Source organism: Kingella kingae ATCC 23330 (assembly GCF_900111845.1).
GTDB classification, from domain to species: domain Bacteria; phylum Pseudomonadota; class Gammaproteobacteria; order Burkholderiales; family Neisseriaceae; genus Kingella; species Kingella kingae.
Window position 1 is genome coordinate 1 of sequence record NZ_FOJK01000059.1, and the last position, 19,259, is coordinate 19,259.

Genomic DNA, 19,259 nt, shown 5'->3' on the forward strand with positions numbered 1-19,259 from the left:
GTAAATTTTTCTTGCGATAAATGCCAAGCTGTTTCAAAATAGGTAACAGTCTTGACCATGTTTCATTTGTAAGCGTGTTTCGGGACATGGCAAAGGTTTAGGATGGTTGTGTGGAAACAATATCTTAAATCCTTTGCCTCTTTTTTTGAATTGTCAATAGCCCCTAGTTTAACAAAATTTTCAGCAGATAAATTCGTCTGCTCAAAATCTTTTGCTAAACGTCCAGACCAACCTAACCATGCAAACGTTCGTTCTACAATCCAACGTTTGGGCAGAATATGCCAAGAAATATCTTGAATTTTCTTTGAAATCTCAACAGTTAGAACCTGCATTCACAAAAATGATAAAATATCTTTATGACTAGAAAATCCTACCCAACAGACTTAACAGATGCCCAATGGCAAGCGATTGAGCCACATTTTAACCAGCTACGCCACTACAAATGGGATAAACGTCAATTAGTGAATGCCGTTTTGTACATGACCAAAACAGGTTGCCAGTGGCGTATGCTGCCCAATGATTTTCCACCTTATTCAACCGTATGGAGTTTCTATCGCAGAGCCAATCAATCAGGCTTATGGGATAGAATTCTTTTGGCATTGGTTCAAAAAAACGTTTAATCCATCAAAAACAAGCAATGCCAACTTATGCCATTATTGATTCACAAAGCGTCAAAACAGCTTCTAGCGCACATGATAAAGGTTTTGATGGAGGTAAAAAAATCAAAGGTCGTAAGCGACATATAGCTGTTGATACGTTGGGTAATCTATTGTCTGTTGTGGTTCATGCAGCCAATATTCATGACACAAAAGCAGGTATTTTTGTAGCAAAAAAAGCGTTTGAGACCTATCCGAGTTTAAAAGGTTTCTGTGCAGACGCAGGTTATCGGAATACATTTGAGCGTGAAGTATCAGAGCAATTGGGTTTAACTGTTCAGATTTCAAAGAGAATTCAAGATATTTCTTGGCGTATTCTGCCCAAACGTTGGATTGTAGAACGAACGTTTGCATGGTTAGGTTGGTCTCGACGTTTAGCAAAAGATTTTGAGCAGACGAATTTATCTGCTGAAAATTTTGTTAAACTAGGGTATATTTCACAAATATTAAAATTTATCAAATAGTTGTTTGTGAATACAGGTTCTTAAAACGCAGTACCAATCAAATAAACCGTATAAGCCACATACGTTGCCAAAAACAAACCGCCTTTGCCTCGCCCAATTTTCGCTTGTTTACCCAAACAAAACACCAGCAAAACAACGGTTAAAATAGCCATAATCAACACATCACGGTTCAAAATTTCCGCCGCTACGTCCATTGGGTGAATCACAGTCGCCAAACCCACAACCGCCAACGTATTAAACAAATTTGAACCGACAATATTCCCCAACGCAATATCGTGTTCGCCTTTACGCGCGGCCGCGATTGATGAAGCCAATTCAGGCAGCGAAGTCCCCACCGCCACAACCGTCAAACCAATAATTAAATCGCTCACACCCATACTTTGTGCAATCGTTACCGCGCCCCACACCAGCAAGCGTGAACTCAATACCAACACAATCAAGCCAAACACCAACCAAAACAAACCTTTTTTGAGCGTCATCGCAGGGGTGTGGTCAATTTCATCGGCAATATCTTCAATAATATTGTCCGCGCCTTTTAAATTTTTGCGTACCGTCCAAGTCATGTATGCAATCAAAATACCCAGTAAAATTACGCCGTCTAACAGCGTTAATTTGCCGTCCCACAATTGCCACGCCGCCAACGCGGTAATTGCCAATAAAATCGGCATTTCGGTTTTGACGATTTCGCGTTGCACCGCAATCGGGCTAATCAACGCGGTAACGCCCAAAATCAACGCAATGTTGGTAATGTTTGAACCATACGCATTGCCCAACGCAATCCCAGGGTTGCCGCCCATTGCCGACAACACCGACACCACCATTTCAGGCGCACTCGTGCCAAATCCCACAATTACCATGCCAATTAAGAGTGGCGACATACCAAAATGTTTGGCTGTGGCAGCCGCGCCGTCAATAAAACGGTCAGCACTCCACACCAGCACCACCAAGCCGATAATGACGGCTAAAATCGCATAAATCATAAAATTCCTTATTTATCAAATATTTAAATAATAAAAGGCGTGTATTGTAACAGCTTTTTATTTTTCAAGCAGCCTGCAATGTTATAATCGAGCCATTTTTTATAGTGGATTAAATTTAGATTAGGATAAGGCGACAACGACCACCGTGTACACCTAGTACATAAGGGAGTTGGCAACGCTGTACTAATCTAAATTTAATTCACCATACAATTCAAAGGGCTTTAATTACAAATTGATTTGTATTTCTACGAATGGGGTACGTGCATGGCGTTTCGCCGCCATACCCACGCTTGGATTCGCTCTCTGCCCTTTGAACTTCGGGCAATATATAAGGTTTCAGCCTGCACTTTTGTTTTTGCTTACATAAAGTGCAGGCCGCTTTGCCCTTTTGTCCAAATCTTTGATTTGGGTATAAAAGGGTATGCCGTAGGCAGCAGTGTTTACCGATTATTCATCAGACGGTGCAGCTTGTTGCTGTTCAGGTTGTGGCAACAACGCTTTCATAGACAAACGCACACGACCGCGGTCATCTACTTCCAACGCTTTCACGCTCACAGTTTGACCCACTTGCAAATAATCGCTCACGTTTTTCACACGCTCGTGTGTGATTTGGCTGATATGCACCAAGCCGTCTTTGCCAGGCATAATGGTTACAATCGCGCCAACATTGTTGTCTAACAATTTAACCACTTGACCTTCGTACACTTTGCCCACTTCCACTTCTGCGGTAATCATTTCGATACGCGCTTTTGCCGCTTCGCCTGCTTCGGCTGTTGTCGCTGCAATCGTTACCACGCCATCATCGGCAATATTGATTTCCGTGCCTGTTTCGGCAGTAATCGAGCGAATCGTCTCGCCGCCTTTGCCAATCACTTCGCGGATTTTGTCTGGATTGATTTTCATCGTGTACAAGCGTGGTGCGTGTTGCGACAATTCTTGTGGGCCAGCAACTGCAGTTTGCATTTGCGCCAAAATGTGCAAACGCGCTTCTTTTGCTTGCGCCAACGCAATTTGCATGATTTCTTTGGTAATACCTTGAATTTTAATATCCATTTGCAGCGCGGTAACGCCTTCGGTTGTACCTGCTACTTTAAAGTCCATGTCGCCCAAGTGGTCTTCATCGCCTAAAATATCGGTCAAAACGGCAAATTTGTTGTCTTCTAAAATCAAGCCCATGGCGATACCCGCAACGTGCGCTTTCAATGGTACACCAGCCGACAACAAGCTCAAACAGCCACCGCAAACAGACGCCATTGAAGACGAACCGTTGGATTCGGTAATTTCTGATACCACGCGCATAGTGTAGCTAAAATCTTCTGGTTTAGGCAACACGGCAACCAAAGCGCGTTTCGCCAAGCGACCATGACCGATTTCGCGGCGTTTTGGTGCGCCCACGCGACCTACTTCGCCAGTTGAGTACGGTGGGAAGTTGTAGTGCAACATAAAGCGGTCGGTGTATTCGCCGCTCAATGCGTCAATAATTTGTTCATCGCGCGAAGTACCCAAAGTCGCCACTGCCAACGCTTGTGTTTCGCCGCGAGTGAACAATGCCGAGCCGTGTGTGCGTGGCAATACATTGGTTTGAATATTCAATGGGCGAACGGTGCGTGTGTCGCGACCGTCAATGCGTGGCTGACCTGCCAAGATTTGACCGCGAACCACCGCTGCTTCCAAATTCTTGAAAATGCCTTTGATTTCATTTTTTGCCAATGTGTCGGTTTCTTCGGTAATTAACACGGCTTCAACGGCTGCCCACGCTTCGTCCAATTTTGCAGAACGCGCTTGTTTTTGGCGGATTTTGAACGCTTCGGCAATCAAATCGCCCGAAATTTCTTTCACTTTGGCGATTAAATCGGTGTTGGCTTCGGGTGCTTTCCAATCCCACACTTCTGGATTCACTTCTTGAGCCAATTCGTTGATTGCGGTAATCACGGTTTGCATTTGCTCGTGACCGAATACCACCGCGCCCAACATCACGTCTTCTGGCAAAATGTCGGCTTCTGATTCCACCATCAACACCGCTTGTTCTGTGCCTGCCACTACCAAGTCCAGTTGTGAACGGCTTAATTGCTGTTTGGTTGGATTCAAAACGTAGGCATTGTTTACATAACCCACACGCGCCGCACCGATTGGGCCGGCAAATGGCACACCGCTCAACACCAAGGCCGCAGACGCGCCAATCATCGCAGGAATGTCGCTGTCAATTTCAGGGTCGCACGAAATCACCATCGCCACGATTTGAATGTCGTGATAAAAACCTTCTGGGAACAATGGACGGATTGGACGGTCAATCAAACGGCTGGTCAAAATTTCTTTTTCGCTTTGTTTGCCTTCGCGTTTGAAGAAACCACCAGGGATTTTGCCAGCGGCATAAGTGCGCTCAAAATAATCTACCGTCAATGGGAAAAAGTCTTGACCTTCTTTGATGTCTTTGTTGGTGGTCACGGCAACCAAAACCACTGTGTCGCCCATAGAAACTTTAACCGCAGCAGCGGCTTGGCGCGCGATTTCGCCCGTTTCCAAAGTAACCGTTTGGTCGCCATATTGGAATGATTTAATGTGTTTATTGAACATAGTTTGCCCTTCTGTGTTTGCTTACAAAATGTTCGCTGCTAAAACACTAATCATGCAGGCTGCTTGGCAACCAAACAACGCGTATGAGTAGTATTTCAGGCAAGCGAACGGTTAAAAAATCGCGCAATTTTAGCACAATTTGTCTTTTGGCGTTGTATTTATACCGATTAAGTTTGGCATTTCAATTCATGCTGATCAATTCAACAAACGATGCAATTCTTTTCCAGAATATTGATAATTAAGATGATAGTATAGCCAGTCAATCAAAAAATAAACAGAATTTCATAACTATTTGTTTTATTTGTGTATTTTATCAGTTGCGTTTTTTCAGGATGCAAAAAAGCACAGGTGCTAATTTTAGCATCTGTTCCGTATCTTTATTCTGTTTTAAGCCGTCTTTGACTGGTAGCGCGATTTGTCAAAAGGCTTTTGCGATTTGTGTATGCAATAGCAAAGTTTGGCGAGCTTTCGCATGATGGCTGCAATAATGACCATTTCATGCCGTCATTCCTGCGTAGGCAGGAATCCAACGGAAAATTTAGGCTACTTGAAATAAATCCAAATAACTGAATAAGTTAGATGGATTCCCGCCTATGCGGGAATGACGACCATTGTTAAATTTTAGATACATTTGCGTTTTGCAAAGGTGTCAGGCTGCTTTTGAAATATACGCTCAAAAGCAGCCTGCACTTTAATCCGTTGATTCAATCGGATTAGTTTTTGTCTTGGTCAACCAATTTGTTTTTGGCAATCCAAGGCATCATGCTACGCAACTGTGCGCCCACTTTTTCAATTTGGTGGTCGGCAGTCAAGCGGCGGCGAGCCGTCATGCTGGCGTAGTTTGTCGCGCCTTCTTGGATAAACATTTTCGCGTATTCACCAGATTGAATGCGGTACAACGCTTTTTTCATCGCTTCTTTGGTTGCAGGGGTAATCACTTCAACGCCAGTAACGTATTCGCCGTATTCTGCGTTGTTAGAGATTGAGTAGTTCATGTTGGCGATACCGCCTTCGTACATCAAGTCCACAATCAATTTCAATTCGTGCAAGCATTCAAAGTATGCCATTTCAGGTGCGTAGCCCGCTTCAACCAAAGTTTCAAAGCCGCATTTAACCAATTCAACTGCGCCACCGCACAATACGGCTTGTTCGCCGAACAAGTCAGTTTCGGTTTCTTCGCGGAAGTTGGTTTCAATCACACCACCTTTTGTGCCGCCATTTGCAGCCGCGTAAGACAAGGCGATGTCTTTGGCTTTGCCAGTATAGTCTTGGTAAACCGCGATTAAAGATGGCACGCCACCGCCTTTCAAGAATTCGCTGCGAACGGTATGACCTGGGCCTTTTGGCGCAACCATAATCACGTCCACATTTTTAGGTGGCACGATTTGGTTGTAGTGAATGTTAAAGCCGTGTGCAAATGCCAACGCTGCACCGTCTTTCAAGTTTGGTGCGATTTCGTTTTTGTACACAACAGGTTGATTTTCGTCTGGCAACAAAATCATCACAACGTCTGCTTTTTTGGTTGCATCAGCCACACTCAAAGTCTCAAAACCAGCGGCAACTGCTTTGTTCCAAGACGCGCCTTGACGCAAACCGATTACCACGTTCACGCCTGAATCTTTCAAGTTTGCAGCATGTGCGTGACCCTGTGAACCGTAGCCAATAATCGCCACGGTTTTACCTTTTACCAAAGACAAATCGGCATCTTTATCGTAATAAACTTGCATTTAAGTTTTCCTTTTCGTTTTAAGTTCATGAACAAATTGAATGATTTATTTTGTGTTTGGATACGCGCTACACTTTGGATAGAACTGCACGCGCATTCAAATTCAGCTTGGTGGGTAACGCGGCTGGCGAATCAAAATAAAAACCGCGATATTTTACACTATTTTTACAAAGTGCAGGTTGCTTTTTATTCGCCACGCGCAAAGATTTGTCGCGCACCGCTGTTATCGGGTGGCGACACAATGCCGCCATCTTCTAACGCCTGCATCAAATTGGCAGCGCGGTTGTAGCCAATGCGTAAATGGCGTTGCAGTGCAGAGATAGACGTTTTGCGACTGCTGACCACAAACTGTACCGCTTGGTCAAACAATTCATCGCCGCTATTTTGTCCGCCTTCTGGGTTGATGATTTGCTGCGTTTCTTGCGTGGCTTCGCCTGTTAAGATGCCATCAATATAGTTTGGCTCGGCTTGCTCTTTGATGAACGACACAACATTGTGGACTTCGTCATCGCTCACAAACGCGCCTTGCAAACGAGTCGGCTCGGCCTCTCCTGGTTGCAAGAACAGCAAATCGCCGTATTTGAGCAAATCTTCTGCGCCCATTTGGTCCAGAATGGTGCGGCTGTCAATGCGGCTTTGCACGGTAAACGCCATGCGCGTTGGCACGTTGGCTTTAATCAAGCCTGTAATCACGTCCACGCTGGGGCGTTGGGTCGCGATAATCATGTGTATGCCTGCGGCGCGCGCTTTTTGTGCCAATCGGGCGATTTGCGTTTCTACGGCTTTTTTCTCCGTCATCATCAAATCGGCAAGCTCGTCAATAATCACAACGATTTGCGGCAATTTTTCCAGCGACTCGGGGTCGTCTGGGTTCAAGCTAAACGGATTAGGAATGGCTTTTTCTGCCAACTTGGCAGCCTGCACTTTTTCGTTAAAGCTCGCCAACGTGCGTACGCCCATGTGCGACAACAAACGATAGCGTTTTTCCATTTCGGCAACGCACCAGTTCAGCGCATTGCCTGCCGCTTTCATATCGGTTACAACTGGGCAGAGTAAATGCGGAATGCCTTCATAAACCGACAATTCCAGCATTTTCGGGTCAATCATAATAAAGCGCACTTCGTCTGGCGATGCTTTGTATAACATAGACAAAATCATCGCGTTCACGCCCACCGATTTGCCCGAGCCGGTCATACCGCCCACCAGCAAATGCGGCATTTTTGCCAAATCGCCCACCACAGGCAAGCCTGCAATGTCTTTGCCCAGCGCAACGGTCAATTTGGATTGCGCGTCATTGAAGACATCGGACGCAAAAATTTCGTGTAACAAAACTTCTTGGCGATGTTCGTTGGGCAGCTCAATGCCCATAGTGTTTTTGCCGACAATGGTTTCTACCACGCGCACCGATTGCACCGACAAGCTCCGCGCCAAATCTTTGGATAAGCCTACAATTTGACTGCCTTTTACGCCTTTGGCTAGTTCAATTTCGTAGCGCGTAATCACAGGCCCAGCCATGCCGCTGACCACAGTAACTTCAATACCAAATTCCGCCAATTTTTCTTCTATGCGTTTACCCACTTGGCGCAAATGTTCTGGGTTTTCGGTTTGTTGGGTGGATTTAGGTTCGCGCAAACTGTCTAAATCGGGCAAGCAATAGCCATCAACTGAAGCAGCCTGCACTCGGTTTGGGCGCGAGATTTTAGGTTGCTGTTGCGCCACGCTAACCGACATTTTGCGATTGGTGCGGCTGCCGATGGGCTGTGTAATCGGTTCTGCTACCAGTGTTTCAATCGGATTGGGCGCACGTTGCCCAGCAGGGGCATCGGGGAACAAAGTTGGCACGACTTCTTTGTCTTTGTCGCTAAACAGTTGTTTGAAAAAGCGTTCCAATTGATTGCCCACGCGCTCCAAAAAATCCAACCACGAAATTTGGATAAGTAACGACAACGCCAGCAAACTGCCAATCAGCAAAAACACCATGCTGCCTGTTTTGCCCAACATATATTGTGTACCCGATGCCACCAACGAGCCAACCAAACCACCTGCGCCCAAAGGTAAGCGATTGTCCAGCCAATTCAAGAAGATAGACACTTCCATAACAGGGCTACATATCAACAAAATGCCCAAGCCAACCGCGCCAATCCACGAGTTATACGGCGGCATACCACCGTCCAACACAGGGCGAAAATGGCGATATAGCCACACGCAGAGCGCAATCAACAGCCACCATGCCGATAGCCCGAACAAGTAGTAAAACACGTCAGAAATCCACGCGCCCAGCAAACCGCCAAAGTTGCTGACATAACCCGTGTTGGCGATGCTGCGTGACCACGACGGGTCTTTCATGCTAAATCCCAGCAGCGACAAGCCCAAATAAATCGTCAAGACCAACACAAACATCCAAATCGTGTCGGCAACCAAATTGCGGTCTTTGTCCAAAACAGAAGCAGCCTGCACTTTTTTGTTGTCCGAAGTGCTGGCTGTTTTGTTTTGCGGTGTGATGATGCTTACTTTGGGACGTGCAGGCTGCTTGCTTGATGCAGCGTCTGCTTTGCGTTTACCTGTTTCTGCTTTGGATTTGTTTTTTGCCGTGTGTGGACGTGCAGGCTGCTTTTTGCCTGCGCTGGGCGGATTTTTTTTATTGAAAATTTTGTCTAGCATAGTCATTCAAAAAAGCGACTCACGCCACGCGCCTGCCGCTTTGTTGGTGTATTCATTAATCGTGGCGCAATTATACCTAAATCAAGCAGCCTGCACCAATAAACCTTGTTCCAGCGTGTTCATGCTGGTGTCGATGATGCAACGTGCGGTGGGCGTTAAATCGAACCGCTCTGGGTCGCTAATCCACATCAAAATCAAGCCAGCCAAATTGCTTTCCAAATACCAGCTTGCCAGTTGCAAATTGGTGTGTGCAGGCAATTTTTGTTGCGCTTGGCTCAATTCGAACGCGCGCATAATCTGAAAACGAATGCTTTTGTGGTAGCGCGTTGCCAAATCGGTAATAGTTTGATTATTGGGCGTGCGCTCGCATTTAAGGTTCATCACGCTGCAAAATTTGCGCTGCTGCTCATCGTTTTGCAGCAAGTCAAATAAATCATACAAACTTTGGCGCAAATGTTGCCACACATCGGACGCTTGTTCTAGATTTTCATCGTTGATTTTATTTAGGAAAACATGGAATTTTTGTTCAAATAACGCTTCGAATAAATCTTCTTTGTTCTTAAAATGCCAATAGAGCGCACCGCGTGTGACCCCTGCTTCTACGGCGATTTCATGCAGCGATGCTTGGGTAACGCCTTTGCGCCAAAAAACTTCTAATGCAGCGTTTAACAAATGTTGGCGTGTTTTTTGCGCTTCTTCTTTGGTTTTTCTCATAAATTTGGGGCTTTCTGTTTGCGTTACACTTTGAAATGTAAACAACTTTAAATCGCTACTATAAAAATTGTGAAGCTATGTAAAAAAGTTACAAAGACATTCATCGATGTATGTATAATAGCGCGTTTTTTATCTTTGTCATAGCAGAATGCAAATTTATCAAGCAGCCTGCACACTCATCTCATCAGGAAAACCTATGAAATTACATTCAACTAAACGCATGGCAGTGATTGCCGTCGCCACTTTGTTGGCATTGGCAGCCTGCAATAATTCGGCACAATCGGAAGCGCAACAAAAAGCCGCCGCCGCACGCGCAGCACACGTTCCCACCGTTAATGTGGTAACGGTTCAACCGCAAAATGTTTTATTAGAATACGATTTGCCAGGTCGTTTGGAAGCCGTTAAATCGGCAACCATCGTGCCGCAAGTGAGTGGTATTGTGCAACGCCGTTTATTTGAAGAAGGCACAATGGTGCGCGCAGGGCAGCCTTTGTATCAATTAGACGATGCAACTTACACTGCCAGCTTGGAAAGTGCGCGCGCTAGTTTATTGAGCGCACAAGCTGCCGCCGCCAAAGCCGATGCGGACTTAGCTCGCTATCGCCCATTGATGGCAGCCGATGCGATTAGCAAACAAGAATACGATGCAGCGGTGTTGGCAAAACGCTCTGCCGAAGCGCAAATTAAAGCAGCGCAAGCCTCGATTCGCGCAGCGCAAGTGAATGTGAACCGCGCGCGCATTGTGTCGCCGATTACAGGTTTTATTGGTCAATCGTTGGTAACCGAAGGTGCGTTGGTAACAGCCAATTCAACCCAAATGGCAACGGTTAAACAAACCGATGTGTTGTATGTGAATATCCAGCAATCGTCTGCGGAAATTTTGCAACTGCATCGCCAGCTGTTATCGCAAGAACGCGTACGCAATGACGGCATTCAAGTGGGCATTTTGTTAGAAGATGGCTCGGAATACGAACACAAAGGTCAGCTGTTGTTTATTGATAGCTCGGTTGATGAAGCCACAGGTCAAGTAATGGTTCGCGCTGCCGTGCCTAATCCAGAGCAATTGTTGCGTAGCGGTATGTATGTCCGCGTGAAATTGCCGTTGGCTGGCGTGTTGAATGCCTTTGTTGTGCCACAACAATCCGTGACTCGTGGCGAAAAAGACACGGTTATGGTGGTAACGCCAGAAGGCAAAATGGAACCGCGCGTTGTGAAAGTAACAGGACAAAAGGGCGGCGATTGGGTCATTACCGAAGGCTTGAAAGCAGGCGATAAAGTGATTGTCGATGGCACAATGATTGCCGCAATGTCGGGCGCACAAAAAGTCCAACCAAAAGAATGGCAACCTGCCAATAAGCAGCCTGCACTTTCGATGGCTGCACCAAGCACATCTGTACCTGCAACCAATGTGCAGGCTGCTTCTGAATCTGCATCGGCAGTGCAGGCTGCTTCTGCAACCGAATCAGCAGCTTCTGCGGCGCAATAATAGAAAGGCAGAAACATGGCTAAGTTTTTTATTGATAGACCGATTTTTGCATGGGTAATTGCCATTTTTATTATGCTGGCAGGTGTGATTGGCATTTCCAAATTGCCTATTTCGCAATATCCATCGGTTGCCGCACCCACCATCACTTTGACTGCCACCTACCCAGGTGCATCGGCACAAGTATTGGAAGACAGCGTGTTGGCGATAATTGAACGCAATATGTATGGCGTAGAAGGTTTGGATTATATGTCCACTTCTGCCACATCAAGCGGACAAGGCTCAATTACACTCACGTTTACGCCCGATACCAACCCCGATTTAGCGCAGGTAAACGTACAAAACAAACTGTCCGAAGTAAATTCGCAGTTGCCCTCCATCGTGCAACAAAATGGTGTGAACGTATCCAAAGCGCGTTCTAACTTCCTGATGGTGGTGATGCTGACTTCGGATACGCGTAACACAGAAGAAATTGCCGACTACGCGCAACGCAACGTCATTCCCGAATTACAACGCATTGATGGTGTAGGCAATGTGAATTTGTTTGGCGCACAACGTGCCATGCGCGTGTGGGTTGACCCAGCCAAACTCAAAAGCTACGGTTTATCGTTTGCCGACGTATCGTCTGCCATTAGCGCACAAAACGCACAACTGGCGATTGGCTCTTTGGGCGCACAACCTGCCAATGTAGGTCAAACCATTTCGGCAACCATCACCGCAGATGGTCAATTGAAAACCGCCGAAGAATTTGGCGCAATCATGCTCAAAAGCAATGCAACAGGTGCAAACGTATATTTGCGCGATGTGGCAAAAATTGAATTGGGCAGCCAATCATACGGCTCGACATCACGCTTAAACGGCAAACCCACCACAGGTATGGCGGTATCGCTTTCTACTACGGGTAACGCCATGGCAACGGCTACTGCCGTTCGTGCCAAAATGGCAGAATTGGAAGAATTTTTCCCATCTGGTGTGACTTGGGTTGCACCGTATGACACATCAAAATTCGTAGAATTGTCGATTAAAAAAGTGGTTAGCACGCTATTTGAAGCGATTGCATTGGTGTTCTTGGTGATGTTCTTGTTCTTGCAAAACTTCCGTTACACCTTGATTCCGACCATTGTTGTACCGATTTCTTTGCTCGGTGCATTTGCCGCCATTTCGTATTTGGGCATGTCCATTAACGTGATGACCATGTTTGCCATGGTATTGGTGATTGGTATCGTGGTCGATGACGCGATTGTGGTCGTGGAAAACGTAGAACGCATTATGGCGGAAGAAGGTTTATCGCCACGTCAAGCCACCAAAAAAGCCATGCGCCAAATTTCGGGCGCGGTGATTGGTATCACAGCCGTATTGATTTCGGTGTTTGTGCCACTTGCCATGTTCAGCGGCGCAACAGGTAATATTTATCGCCAATTTGCCTTGACGATGGCATTTGCAATTGGCTTTTCAGCATTTTTGGCGTTGTCACTCACCCCCGCTTTGTGCGCAACCATGCTCAAACCGATTGCCAAAGGACACAATCATGCTAAAACAGGCTTTTTTGGCTGGTTTAACCGTAAATTCAATTCTGGCACACGCACTTATTCTGGCTGGATTGCCACAACCTTGCGTAAAGCAGGTGTGATGGTGGTGATTTATTTAGCGATTATTGCAGGTGCAGCCGTGTTGATAAAACGCTTGCCAACTGCATTCTTACCCAACGAAGACCAAGGCTTCATTATGATGAGTATGCAGTTGCCAGCAGGTGCAACCCAAGAACGTACCGACGCTTCTTTGGCAACCGCGACACAAATCATCACCAATATGCCCGAAGTAGAAAACTTGATTACCGTATCGGGTTTCAGCTTCTCGGGTAACGGTCAAAACATGGCAATGGGTTTTGCAATGTTGAAAGATTGGAGCGAGCGCACCGCACCTGGTAGCGATGCCAACTCATTGGCTAACAAAATCACAGGCGCGTTGATGGGTACATTGCAAGATGGTATGGCATTTGCATTAAGTCCGCCACCGATTATGGAATTGGGTAACGATTCAGGTTTCGGCTTCTATTTGCAAGACCGCAGTAACGCAGGACACGATGTCTTGCTGGCTCGCCGCAACGAATTGATGGGCAAAATGCGTCAAAACCCAATGTTCAACCCACAACAAATTCGCAGCAGTGGTTTGGAAGACGCACCACAGCTGAACATTGAAATTGACCGCGCCACCGCCGCCGCACAAAACGTCAGCTTTACCAGCATTCGCAATGTGTTGGGCGTGGCATTGGGTTCGTCTTATGTAAACGACTTCCCCAATCAAGGACGTTTGCAACGTGTAATTGTGCAAGCCGATGCCAAAGCGCGTATGCAGCCTGCGGACATTTTGGCATTGACCGTGCCAAACAATCGTGGCGAACTCGTGCCTTTGTCTAACTTTGTCAAAGCAACGTGGAAAACAGGCATGGAACAAAGCGTACGCTTCAACGGCTACCCAGCCATGCAGCTAACAGGCGCACCTGCCGCAGGCAAATCCACAGGCGAAGCGATGGCAGAAGTGAAACGCATGGTGGACGAATTGGAAGGCGATTTCAGCTTGGAATGGGCAGGTCAATCGCGTGAAGAAGCCAAAGGTTCATCGCAAACCACTATGTTGTATGCGTTTGCGGCGTTGGCGGTGTTCTTGGCATTGGCGGCTTTGTATGAAAGCTGGTCGATTCCATTTGCTGTGATTTTGGTTGTACCGTTGGGTATTTTGGGGGTGGGCGCAGGCGCGTTGATTCGTAGCTACGGAAACGACATCTACTTTACCATTGGTATGATTACCGTAATGGGTTTGAGCGCGAAAAACGCCATCTTGATTATTGAGTTCGCCAAAGACTTGCAAGAAACAGGCAAAACCGCTGCCGAATCTGCCTTACGCGCGGCAAAATTGCGTTTCCGTCCTATTTTGATGACTTCGTTTGCATTTATTTTGGGCGTTGTGCCATTGTATATTGCAACAGGTGCATCGGCGGCAAGCCAACGCGCCATCGGTACTTCGGTATTCTGGGGTATGTTGATTGGTACGATTTTGTCGGTATTCCTTGTGCCAATGTTCTATGTTATGGTACGCAAAGTCTTCAAAGGCAAACCTGTTCCCGAACAAGGCGAATTGGATTTGTTTGATAACGAAGAAGACATGGATTTTCCGCGTAAAGATTAATCAATAAAAAAGTGCAGGCTGCTTTGCCCTTTTGTCCAAATCTATGATTTGGGTATAAAAGGGTATGGCGCAAGCCATTGAACAAAAGGGCAAAGCAGCCTGTAACTTAAATCACACAGAAAGCAAAATCATGAAAAAACAGTTAAGCATCATTGGTATGAGCATTGTGCTGTCGGCGTGTAACCTTGCGCCCAAATACGAACAGCCACAAATTAACCTGCCAAGCGAGCAATTTCAATACAACAGCAGCAACACCCAAGCCATTCAAGCCGCATCGTTGGGCTGGCAAGATTATTTTGCTGACCCACGCTTGCACGCATTGATTGAGTTGGGCTTAAAAAACAACACCGACTTGCGTACGGCAAACTTGAATGTAGAACAAGTTCGCGCACAATATGCGATTACCCGTTCGGCACAATTACCAGGTTTGGACGGCTCGGCAGGCGCAACACGCAGCCACAACCCTGCTAATGGCGTGGGCGAAAGTTACAGCGTAGGCTTGGGCATTTCGGCATTTGAATTGGATTTATGGGGACGTGTTCGCAACAACAGCGAAGCCGCCTTGCAAAGCTATTTTGCCAGCGCAGCCAGCCGCGATGCCACGCATTTGAGCTTGGTTTCTACCATTGCCAAAGCCTATTTCAACGAATTGGTTGCCACTGCTAACATGGAATTGGCAGACCGCACCTTAAACAGCTACGAAGAAACCTATCGTTTAATGCAGTTGCGTCATCGCGCTGGTGTGATTTCGGCTTTGGAATTGCGCCAACAAGAATCGCTGATTGAATCGGCAAAATCCAGCTATGCAGGCGCGGTGCGTTCGCGTGAACAAGCGCGTAACCAATTGGAATTGCTCATCAGCCAAAAATTGCCAGAAGATTTGCCTGCACCATTGCCTTTGGCGCAGCAATTCAAAATTCAAGATTTGCCAGCAGGTTTGCCGTCTGATTTATTGCTCAATCGCCCAGACATCATCGCGGCGGAACACAATCTAAAACAAGCCAATGCCAATATTGGTGCAGCGCGTGCGGCTTTTTTCCCACGCATTAGCTTGACCAGCAGCATTGGTTTGGGTAGCAATCAATTAAGCAATTTGTTTGAATCGGCAAACAAATCGTGGTCATTTGGTGGTTCGTTGAGCGTGCCAATTTTTGATTGGGGCAACAACAGTGCCAACTTGGACGCAGCCAAAATCGCACAACAAAAAACTGTGGTGGCATACGAAGCGGCGGTGGAATCTGCATTCCGCGATGTTGCCGATGCTTTGGTGGCGCGTGCAGCGTTTACCAGCCAATACCAATCCAACTTGGCGCAAAACAAAGCCCAAAGCGAGCGTTTGCGTTTGACCCGTTTGCGCTACAAACACGGTGTGTCTAGTTCGTTGGATTTATTGGACGCAGAGCGCAGCCATTATTCATCAACCAGCGCAGTTTTATCTACACAGTTGAGCTTGCTGGAAAACTTGGCGGACTTGTATAAAGTGTTGGGCGGTGGTTTAAAACGCCACACGCAAGACAGCAATGATGTGCAGGCTGAGACCTTTGCAAAACTCCAGATTTGAGTGCAGTTCAAAGTGATAGCATCGCAGAACGCGCAGATAATATTGAAATATTTTCAAGCGTTCGAGAAGCGCATCACGAAGAAATGCGCCAAAGATGGGGTTTTGCAAAGGTCTCAGGCTGCTTCGTCTGCACAATAATCAATCCATAACAAAGCAGCCTGCATTTTAAAAATGCAGGCTGCTTTGTTGTTTTTTGGATTACGCCAACGGTGCAAGCAATTTAGCAAACGCGTCTTCAAATTGTTTCAAACCATCGTTTTGCAAACGGGTTGCCAGCGTTTCCAAATCAATGCCCAATTCGGCAACTTGGGCGATGTTGGCGAGCGCAACGTCTGTTTGTTCGGGCAAAGTCAAAGTCGCTGTGCCGTGGTCAATAAATGCCGCCAAAGTCGCATCGGGAACGGTGTTTACGGTGTGTGCGCCAATCAAGCTGTCCACATACAATGTGTCGGAATAGGCAGGATTTTTTACGCCTGTTGATGCCCACAACAAAGACACAGGATTCGCGCCTTTTTCTGCCAACCCCACAAAAGCAGCCTGCGCGAAATATTGTTGCCAGTCTTGATACGCCGCTTTTGCCAACGAAATCGCCACCTTGCCTTGCAAATATTCGGGTATAGTCGCGTCCAAAGCATTGTCCACACGCGAAATAAAGAAACTTGCCACGACTTGAATCGCACGAACATCGCGTCCTGCTGCCAAGGCTTTTTCAATGCCTGCCACATAAGCGTCATAGGCTTTAAGCGTTTGGGTGCGCGAGAACAACAAGGTCAAGTTCACGCTGATGCCTTCGGCAAGCAATCCTACCAAAGCTGCCAAGCCTTCATCGGTGGCAGGCACTTTAATCATCACATTGGGGCGATTGATTGCGGCGTGCAAGCGTTTGGCTTCGGCAACCGTGCCTGCGGTGTTGCGTGATAATTCGGGCGATACTTCCAAGCTCACAAAACCTGTTTTGCCGTTGGTGCTGTCAAATTCGGCGCGGCAAACATCGCAAGCAGCCTGCACATCGGCGATTGCCAGCGTTTCGTAGATTTCTTTTGCGCCCAAACCTTTGGCTTTGAGTGCGGCAATTTCAGGCGTGTACAAAGGGTCGCCCGAAAAGGCTTTTTGGAAAATTGCAGGATTGGATGTTACGCCACACACGCCGTTTTGCAAAAATTGCGCCAATTCGCCACTTTGCACCAAACTGCGCGATAAGTTGTCCAACCAAATTTGTTGTCCGAGTTGTTTTACGTTAGATAGAATGCTCATGTCCGATACCTTATGTTTGGGTTGAGAGAATAAACCGCAAATGCTAAACTGTTTTAACTGTCTTGAACAGTCTTTTACCCAAATCATTTCTATTTTGCGCGTGTTATTTAATCATCAAACGGAATCAACATGAATCATCAATATCTTACATGGGCGCAACAAGCATTAAGTATAGAAGCACAGTCCATTGCCGAAATATCGCAAAACTTGGGCGATGATTTTGTGCAGGCTGCTTTGGCGATTTTGAACTGCACAGGTCGCACGATTGTGATGGGCATGGGCAAATCGGGACACATTGGGCGCAAAATTGCCGCTACATTGGCATCAACAGGCACGCCAGCGTTTTTTGTCCACCCAGCCGAAGCCGCGCATGGCGATTTGGGCATGATTTTGGACAACGACGTGGTGCTGGCATTGTCCAATTCGGGCGAAAGCGATGAAATTTTGGCGATTTTGCCTGCACTCAAACGCAAACACACCACGTTGATTTGCATCACGTCCAATCCACAATCCAGCATGGCGCGGTATGCCGACATTCACATTCAAGCCAAAGTATCGCAAGAAGCCTGCCCATTGGGGCTTGCACCCACGTCCAGCACCACCGCCGTGTTGGCATTGGGCGATGCGCTGGCGATTGTGTTACTCAAAGCGCGACAATTTACACCCGAAGACTTTGCATTGAGCCACCCAGCAGGTAATTTAGGACGCAGGCTGCTTTTAACGGTGCGCGATCTCATGCATCAAGGCGATGCGCTGCCAGCCGTGTTGCAACACACACCATTGCGTGATGCTATTTTGACCATGAGCGAAAAAGGCTTGGGCATGGTCGGCATTATTGACGAACAAAGCAGTCTGCATGGTGTGTTTACCGATGGCGATTTACGTCGCCTATTTGCACAACACGAACGTGTCGGAATTTTTACCATTGACGAAGTGATGAAAACGCAACCATGCACCATTTCACCCGATAAACTCGCCAGCGAAGCCCTAAAACTGATGCAAGACAAACGCATCAACGGCTTGTTGGTTTGCGAACACGGCAAACTGGTTGGCGCATTGAATATGTATGATTTACTCAAAGCTCGTGTTATTTAATTATTTATTTTATAAAGGAAAACTATGAACACCGTTCACATTCAAAACATTGCCGTTGCCAACGAAAAACCGTTCACTTTGTTTGGCGGCATCAACGTGCTGGAAGACTTGGATAGCACACTTCGCGCCGCCGAGCATTATGTTCGTGTAACCCAAAAATCGGGTATTCCCTATGTATTCAAAGCATCGTTTGACAAAGCGAATCGCTCATCGGTGCATTCGTATCGTGGCGTAGGCTTGGACGAAGGCATGAAGATTTTGGCAGCGGTCAAAAGCGAATTTGGCTGCCCTGTGATTACCGATGTCCACGAACCGTATCAATGCGAACCCGTTGCCGAAGTGTGTGATGTGCTGCAACTGCCTGCATTTTTAGCGCGTCAAACCGATTTGGTGGCGGCAATGGCAAAAACAGGTCGCGTCATCAACATCAAAAAACCACAGTTTTTAAGCCCAGCGCAAATGAAAAATATTGTGGAAAAATTCCACGAAGCAGGCAATCAACAAATTGTGTTGTGCGAACGCGGCGCACAGTTTGGCTATGACAATTTGGTGGTGGATATGCTGGGTTTTGGCGTGATGAAAAAAACCTGTAATAACGCGCCTGTGATTTTTGACGTTACCCATTCTTTGCAACAACGTGATAGTGGAGCAGCCGCATCGGGCGGTCGCCGTTCGCAAGTGTTGGATTTAGCGTTGGCTGGCATGGGAACGCGCTTGGCTGGCTTGTTCTTGGAAAGCCACGAAAACCCAGACCAAGCCCGTTGCGATGGCCCAAGTGCCTTGCCATTGGCGCAACTGGAAGACTTTTTGCTGCGTGTGAAAGCGGTTGATGATGTAGTGAAGTCGTTTGAGCCGTTGCATATTGCGTAATGCAAAAAATACATAAAAAGCAGCCTGCACATTAA

Annotated in this window: 14 protein-coding genes and 1 pseudogene; 7 read left to right on the plus strand and 8 right to left on the minus strand. The window is 46.8% G+C overall.

Annotation, left to right across the window (positions count from 1 at the left end; all coding sequences use genetic code 11):
* Positions 1 to 88, minus strand: a pseudogene (locus tag BQ5809_RS10875) (IS5/IS1182 family transposase); the annotation flags it as partial.
* Positions 63 to 332 (minus strand): transposase, encoded by a 270-nt coding sequence (locus tag BQ5809_RS09080; RefSeq protein ID WP_071461657.1) that lies wholly within the window; start codon positions 330 to 332, stop codon positions 63 to 65. The gene BQ5809_RS09080 and the pseudogene BQ5809_RS10875, both read right to left, overlap by 26 nt.
* Positions 333 to 356: 24 nt before the next feature.
* Here BQ5809_RS09080 and BQ5809_RS10570 point away from each other — a divergent pair, with 24 nt between their 5' ends.
* Both BQ5809_RS10570 and BQ5809_RS09085 read left to right on the plus strand, forming a co-directional pair.
* Positions 357 to 620, plus strand: coding sequence for a transposase (locus tag BQ5809_RS10570; RefSeq protein WP_032133164.1), 264 nt, complete (start codon positions 357 to 359; stop codon positions 618 to 620).
* Positions 620 to 1,120, plus strand: coding sequence for an IS5 family transposase (locus tag BQ5809_RS09085; RefSeq protein ID WP_268766544.1), 501 nt, complete (start codon positions 620 to 622; stop codon positions 1,118 to 1,120). The genes BQ5809_RS10570 and BQ5809_RS09085 overlap by 1 nt, the downstream gene beginning before the upstream one ends.
* 20 nt (positions 1,121 to 1,140) lie before the next feature.
* Here the strand turns inward: BQ5809_RS09085 and BQ5809_RS09090 are convergent, their stop codons facing one another.
* The 5 genes from BQ5809_RS09090 to mtrR form a co-directional block, all read right to left on the minus strand.
* Positions 1,141 to 2,100, minus strand: a complete 960-nt coding sequence (locus BQ5809_RS09090; protein ID WP_003786931.1) for a calcium/sodium antiporter — start codon at positions 2,098 to 2,100, stop codon at positions 1,141 to 1,143.
* A 447-nt stretch (positions 2,101 to 2,547) separates the two neighbouring features.
* Positions 2,548 to 4,674: a polyribonucleotide nucleotidyltransferase gene (gene pnp, locus BQ5809_RS09095; RefSeq protein ID WP_003786928.1), complete on the minus strand. Its 2,127-nt coding sequence runs from the start codon at positions 4,672 to 4,674 to the stop codon at positions 2,548 to 2,550.
* Positions 4,675 to 5,387: 713 nt separating this feature from the next.
* Complete coding sequence (gene ilvC, locus BQ5809_RS09100; RefSeq protein ID WP_003786924.1) at positions 5,388 to 6,401, minus strand: ketol-acid reductoisomerase; 1,014 nt, start codon at positions 6,399 to 6,401, stop codon at positions 5,388 to 5,390.
* A 185-nt stretch (positions 6,402 to 6,586) separates the two neighbouring features.
* On the minus strand, positions 6,587 to 9,061 hold the full coding sequence (locus tag BQ5809_RS09105; protein WP_032827720.1) for a DNA translocase FtsK: 2,475 nt from the start codon (positions 9,059 to 9,061) through the stop codon (positions 6,587 to 6,589).
* A gap of 81 nt (positions 9,062 to 9,142) precedes the next feature.
* Positions 9,143 to 9,775, minus strand: a complete 633-nt coding sequence (gene mtrR, locus BQ5809_RS09110; RefSeq protein ID WP_003786920.1) for a multidrug efflux system transcriptional repressor MtrR — start codon at positions 9,773 to 9,775, stop codon at positions 9,143 to 9,145.
* Between the two features lie 196 nt (positions 9,776 to 9,971).
* Between mtrR and BQ5809_RS09115 the strand changes: the two genes are divergently transcribed.
* The 3 genes from BQ5809_RS09115 (at position 9,972) to BQ5809_RS09125 (ending at position 16,005) form a co-directional block, all read left to right on the plus strand.
* Positions 9,972 to 11,261 (plus strand): efflux RND transporter periplasmic adaptor subunit, encoded by a 1,290-nt coding sequence (locus tag BQ5809_RS09115; protein WP_032827719.1) that lies wholly within the window; start codon positions 9,972 to 9,974, stop codon positions 11,259 to 11,261.
* Between the two features lie 15 nt (positions 11,262 to 11,276).
* Positions 11,277 to 14,444, plus strand: a complete 3,168-nt coding sequence (locus BQ5809_RS09120) for an efflux RND transporter permease subunit (protein WP_003786916.1) — start codon at positions 11,277 to 11,279, stop codon at positions 14,442 to 14,444.
* Between the two features lie 130 nt (positions 14,445 to 14,574).
* Entirely contained in the window at positions 14,575 to 16,005 is a 1,431-nt protein-coding gene (locus BQ5809_RS09125; RefSeq protein ID WP_032827751.1) for an efflux transporter outer membrane subunit, read from the plus strand.
* 198 nt (positions 16,006 to 16,203) lie between these two features.
* Here BQ5809_RS09125 and tal read toward each other — a convergent pair whose 3' ends face one another.
* Complete coding sequence (gene tal, locus BQ5809_RS09130; protein ID WP_032827718.1) at positions 16,204 to 17,259, minus strand: transaldolase; 1,056 nt, start codon at positions 17,257 to 17,259, stop codon at positions 16,204 to 16,206.
* 129 nt (positions 17,260 to 17,388) lie between these two features.
* Between tal and BQ5809_RS09135 the strand changes: the two genes are divergently transcribed.
* A complete protein-coding gene (locus tag BQ5809_RS09135) occupies positions 17,389 to 18,354 on the plus strand; it encodes a KpsF/GutQ family sugar-phosphate isomerase (RefSeq protein ID WP_003786909.1) in 966 nt (321 codons plus the stop codon).
* Between the two features lie 24 nt (positions 18,355 to 18,378).
* Entirely contained in the window at positions 18,379 to 19,224 is an 846-nt protein-coding gene (gene kdsA, locus BQ5809_RS09140; RefSeq protein ID WP_003786907.1) for a 3-deoxy-8-phosphooctulonate synthase, read from the plus strand.
* The last annotated feature ends 35 nt before the right edge of the window (positions 19,225 to 19,259 follow it).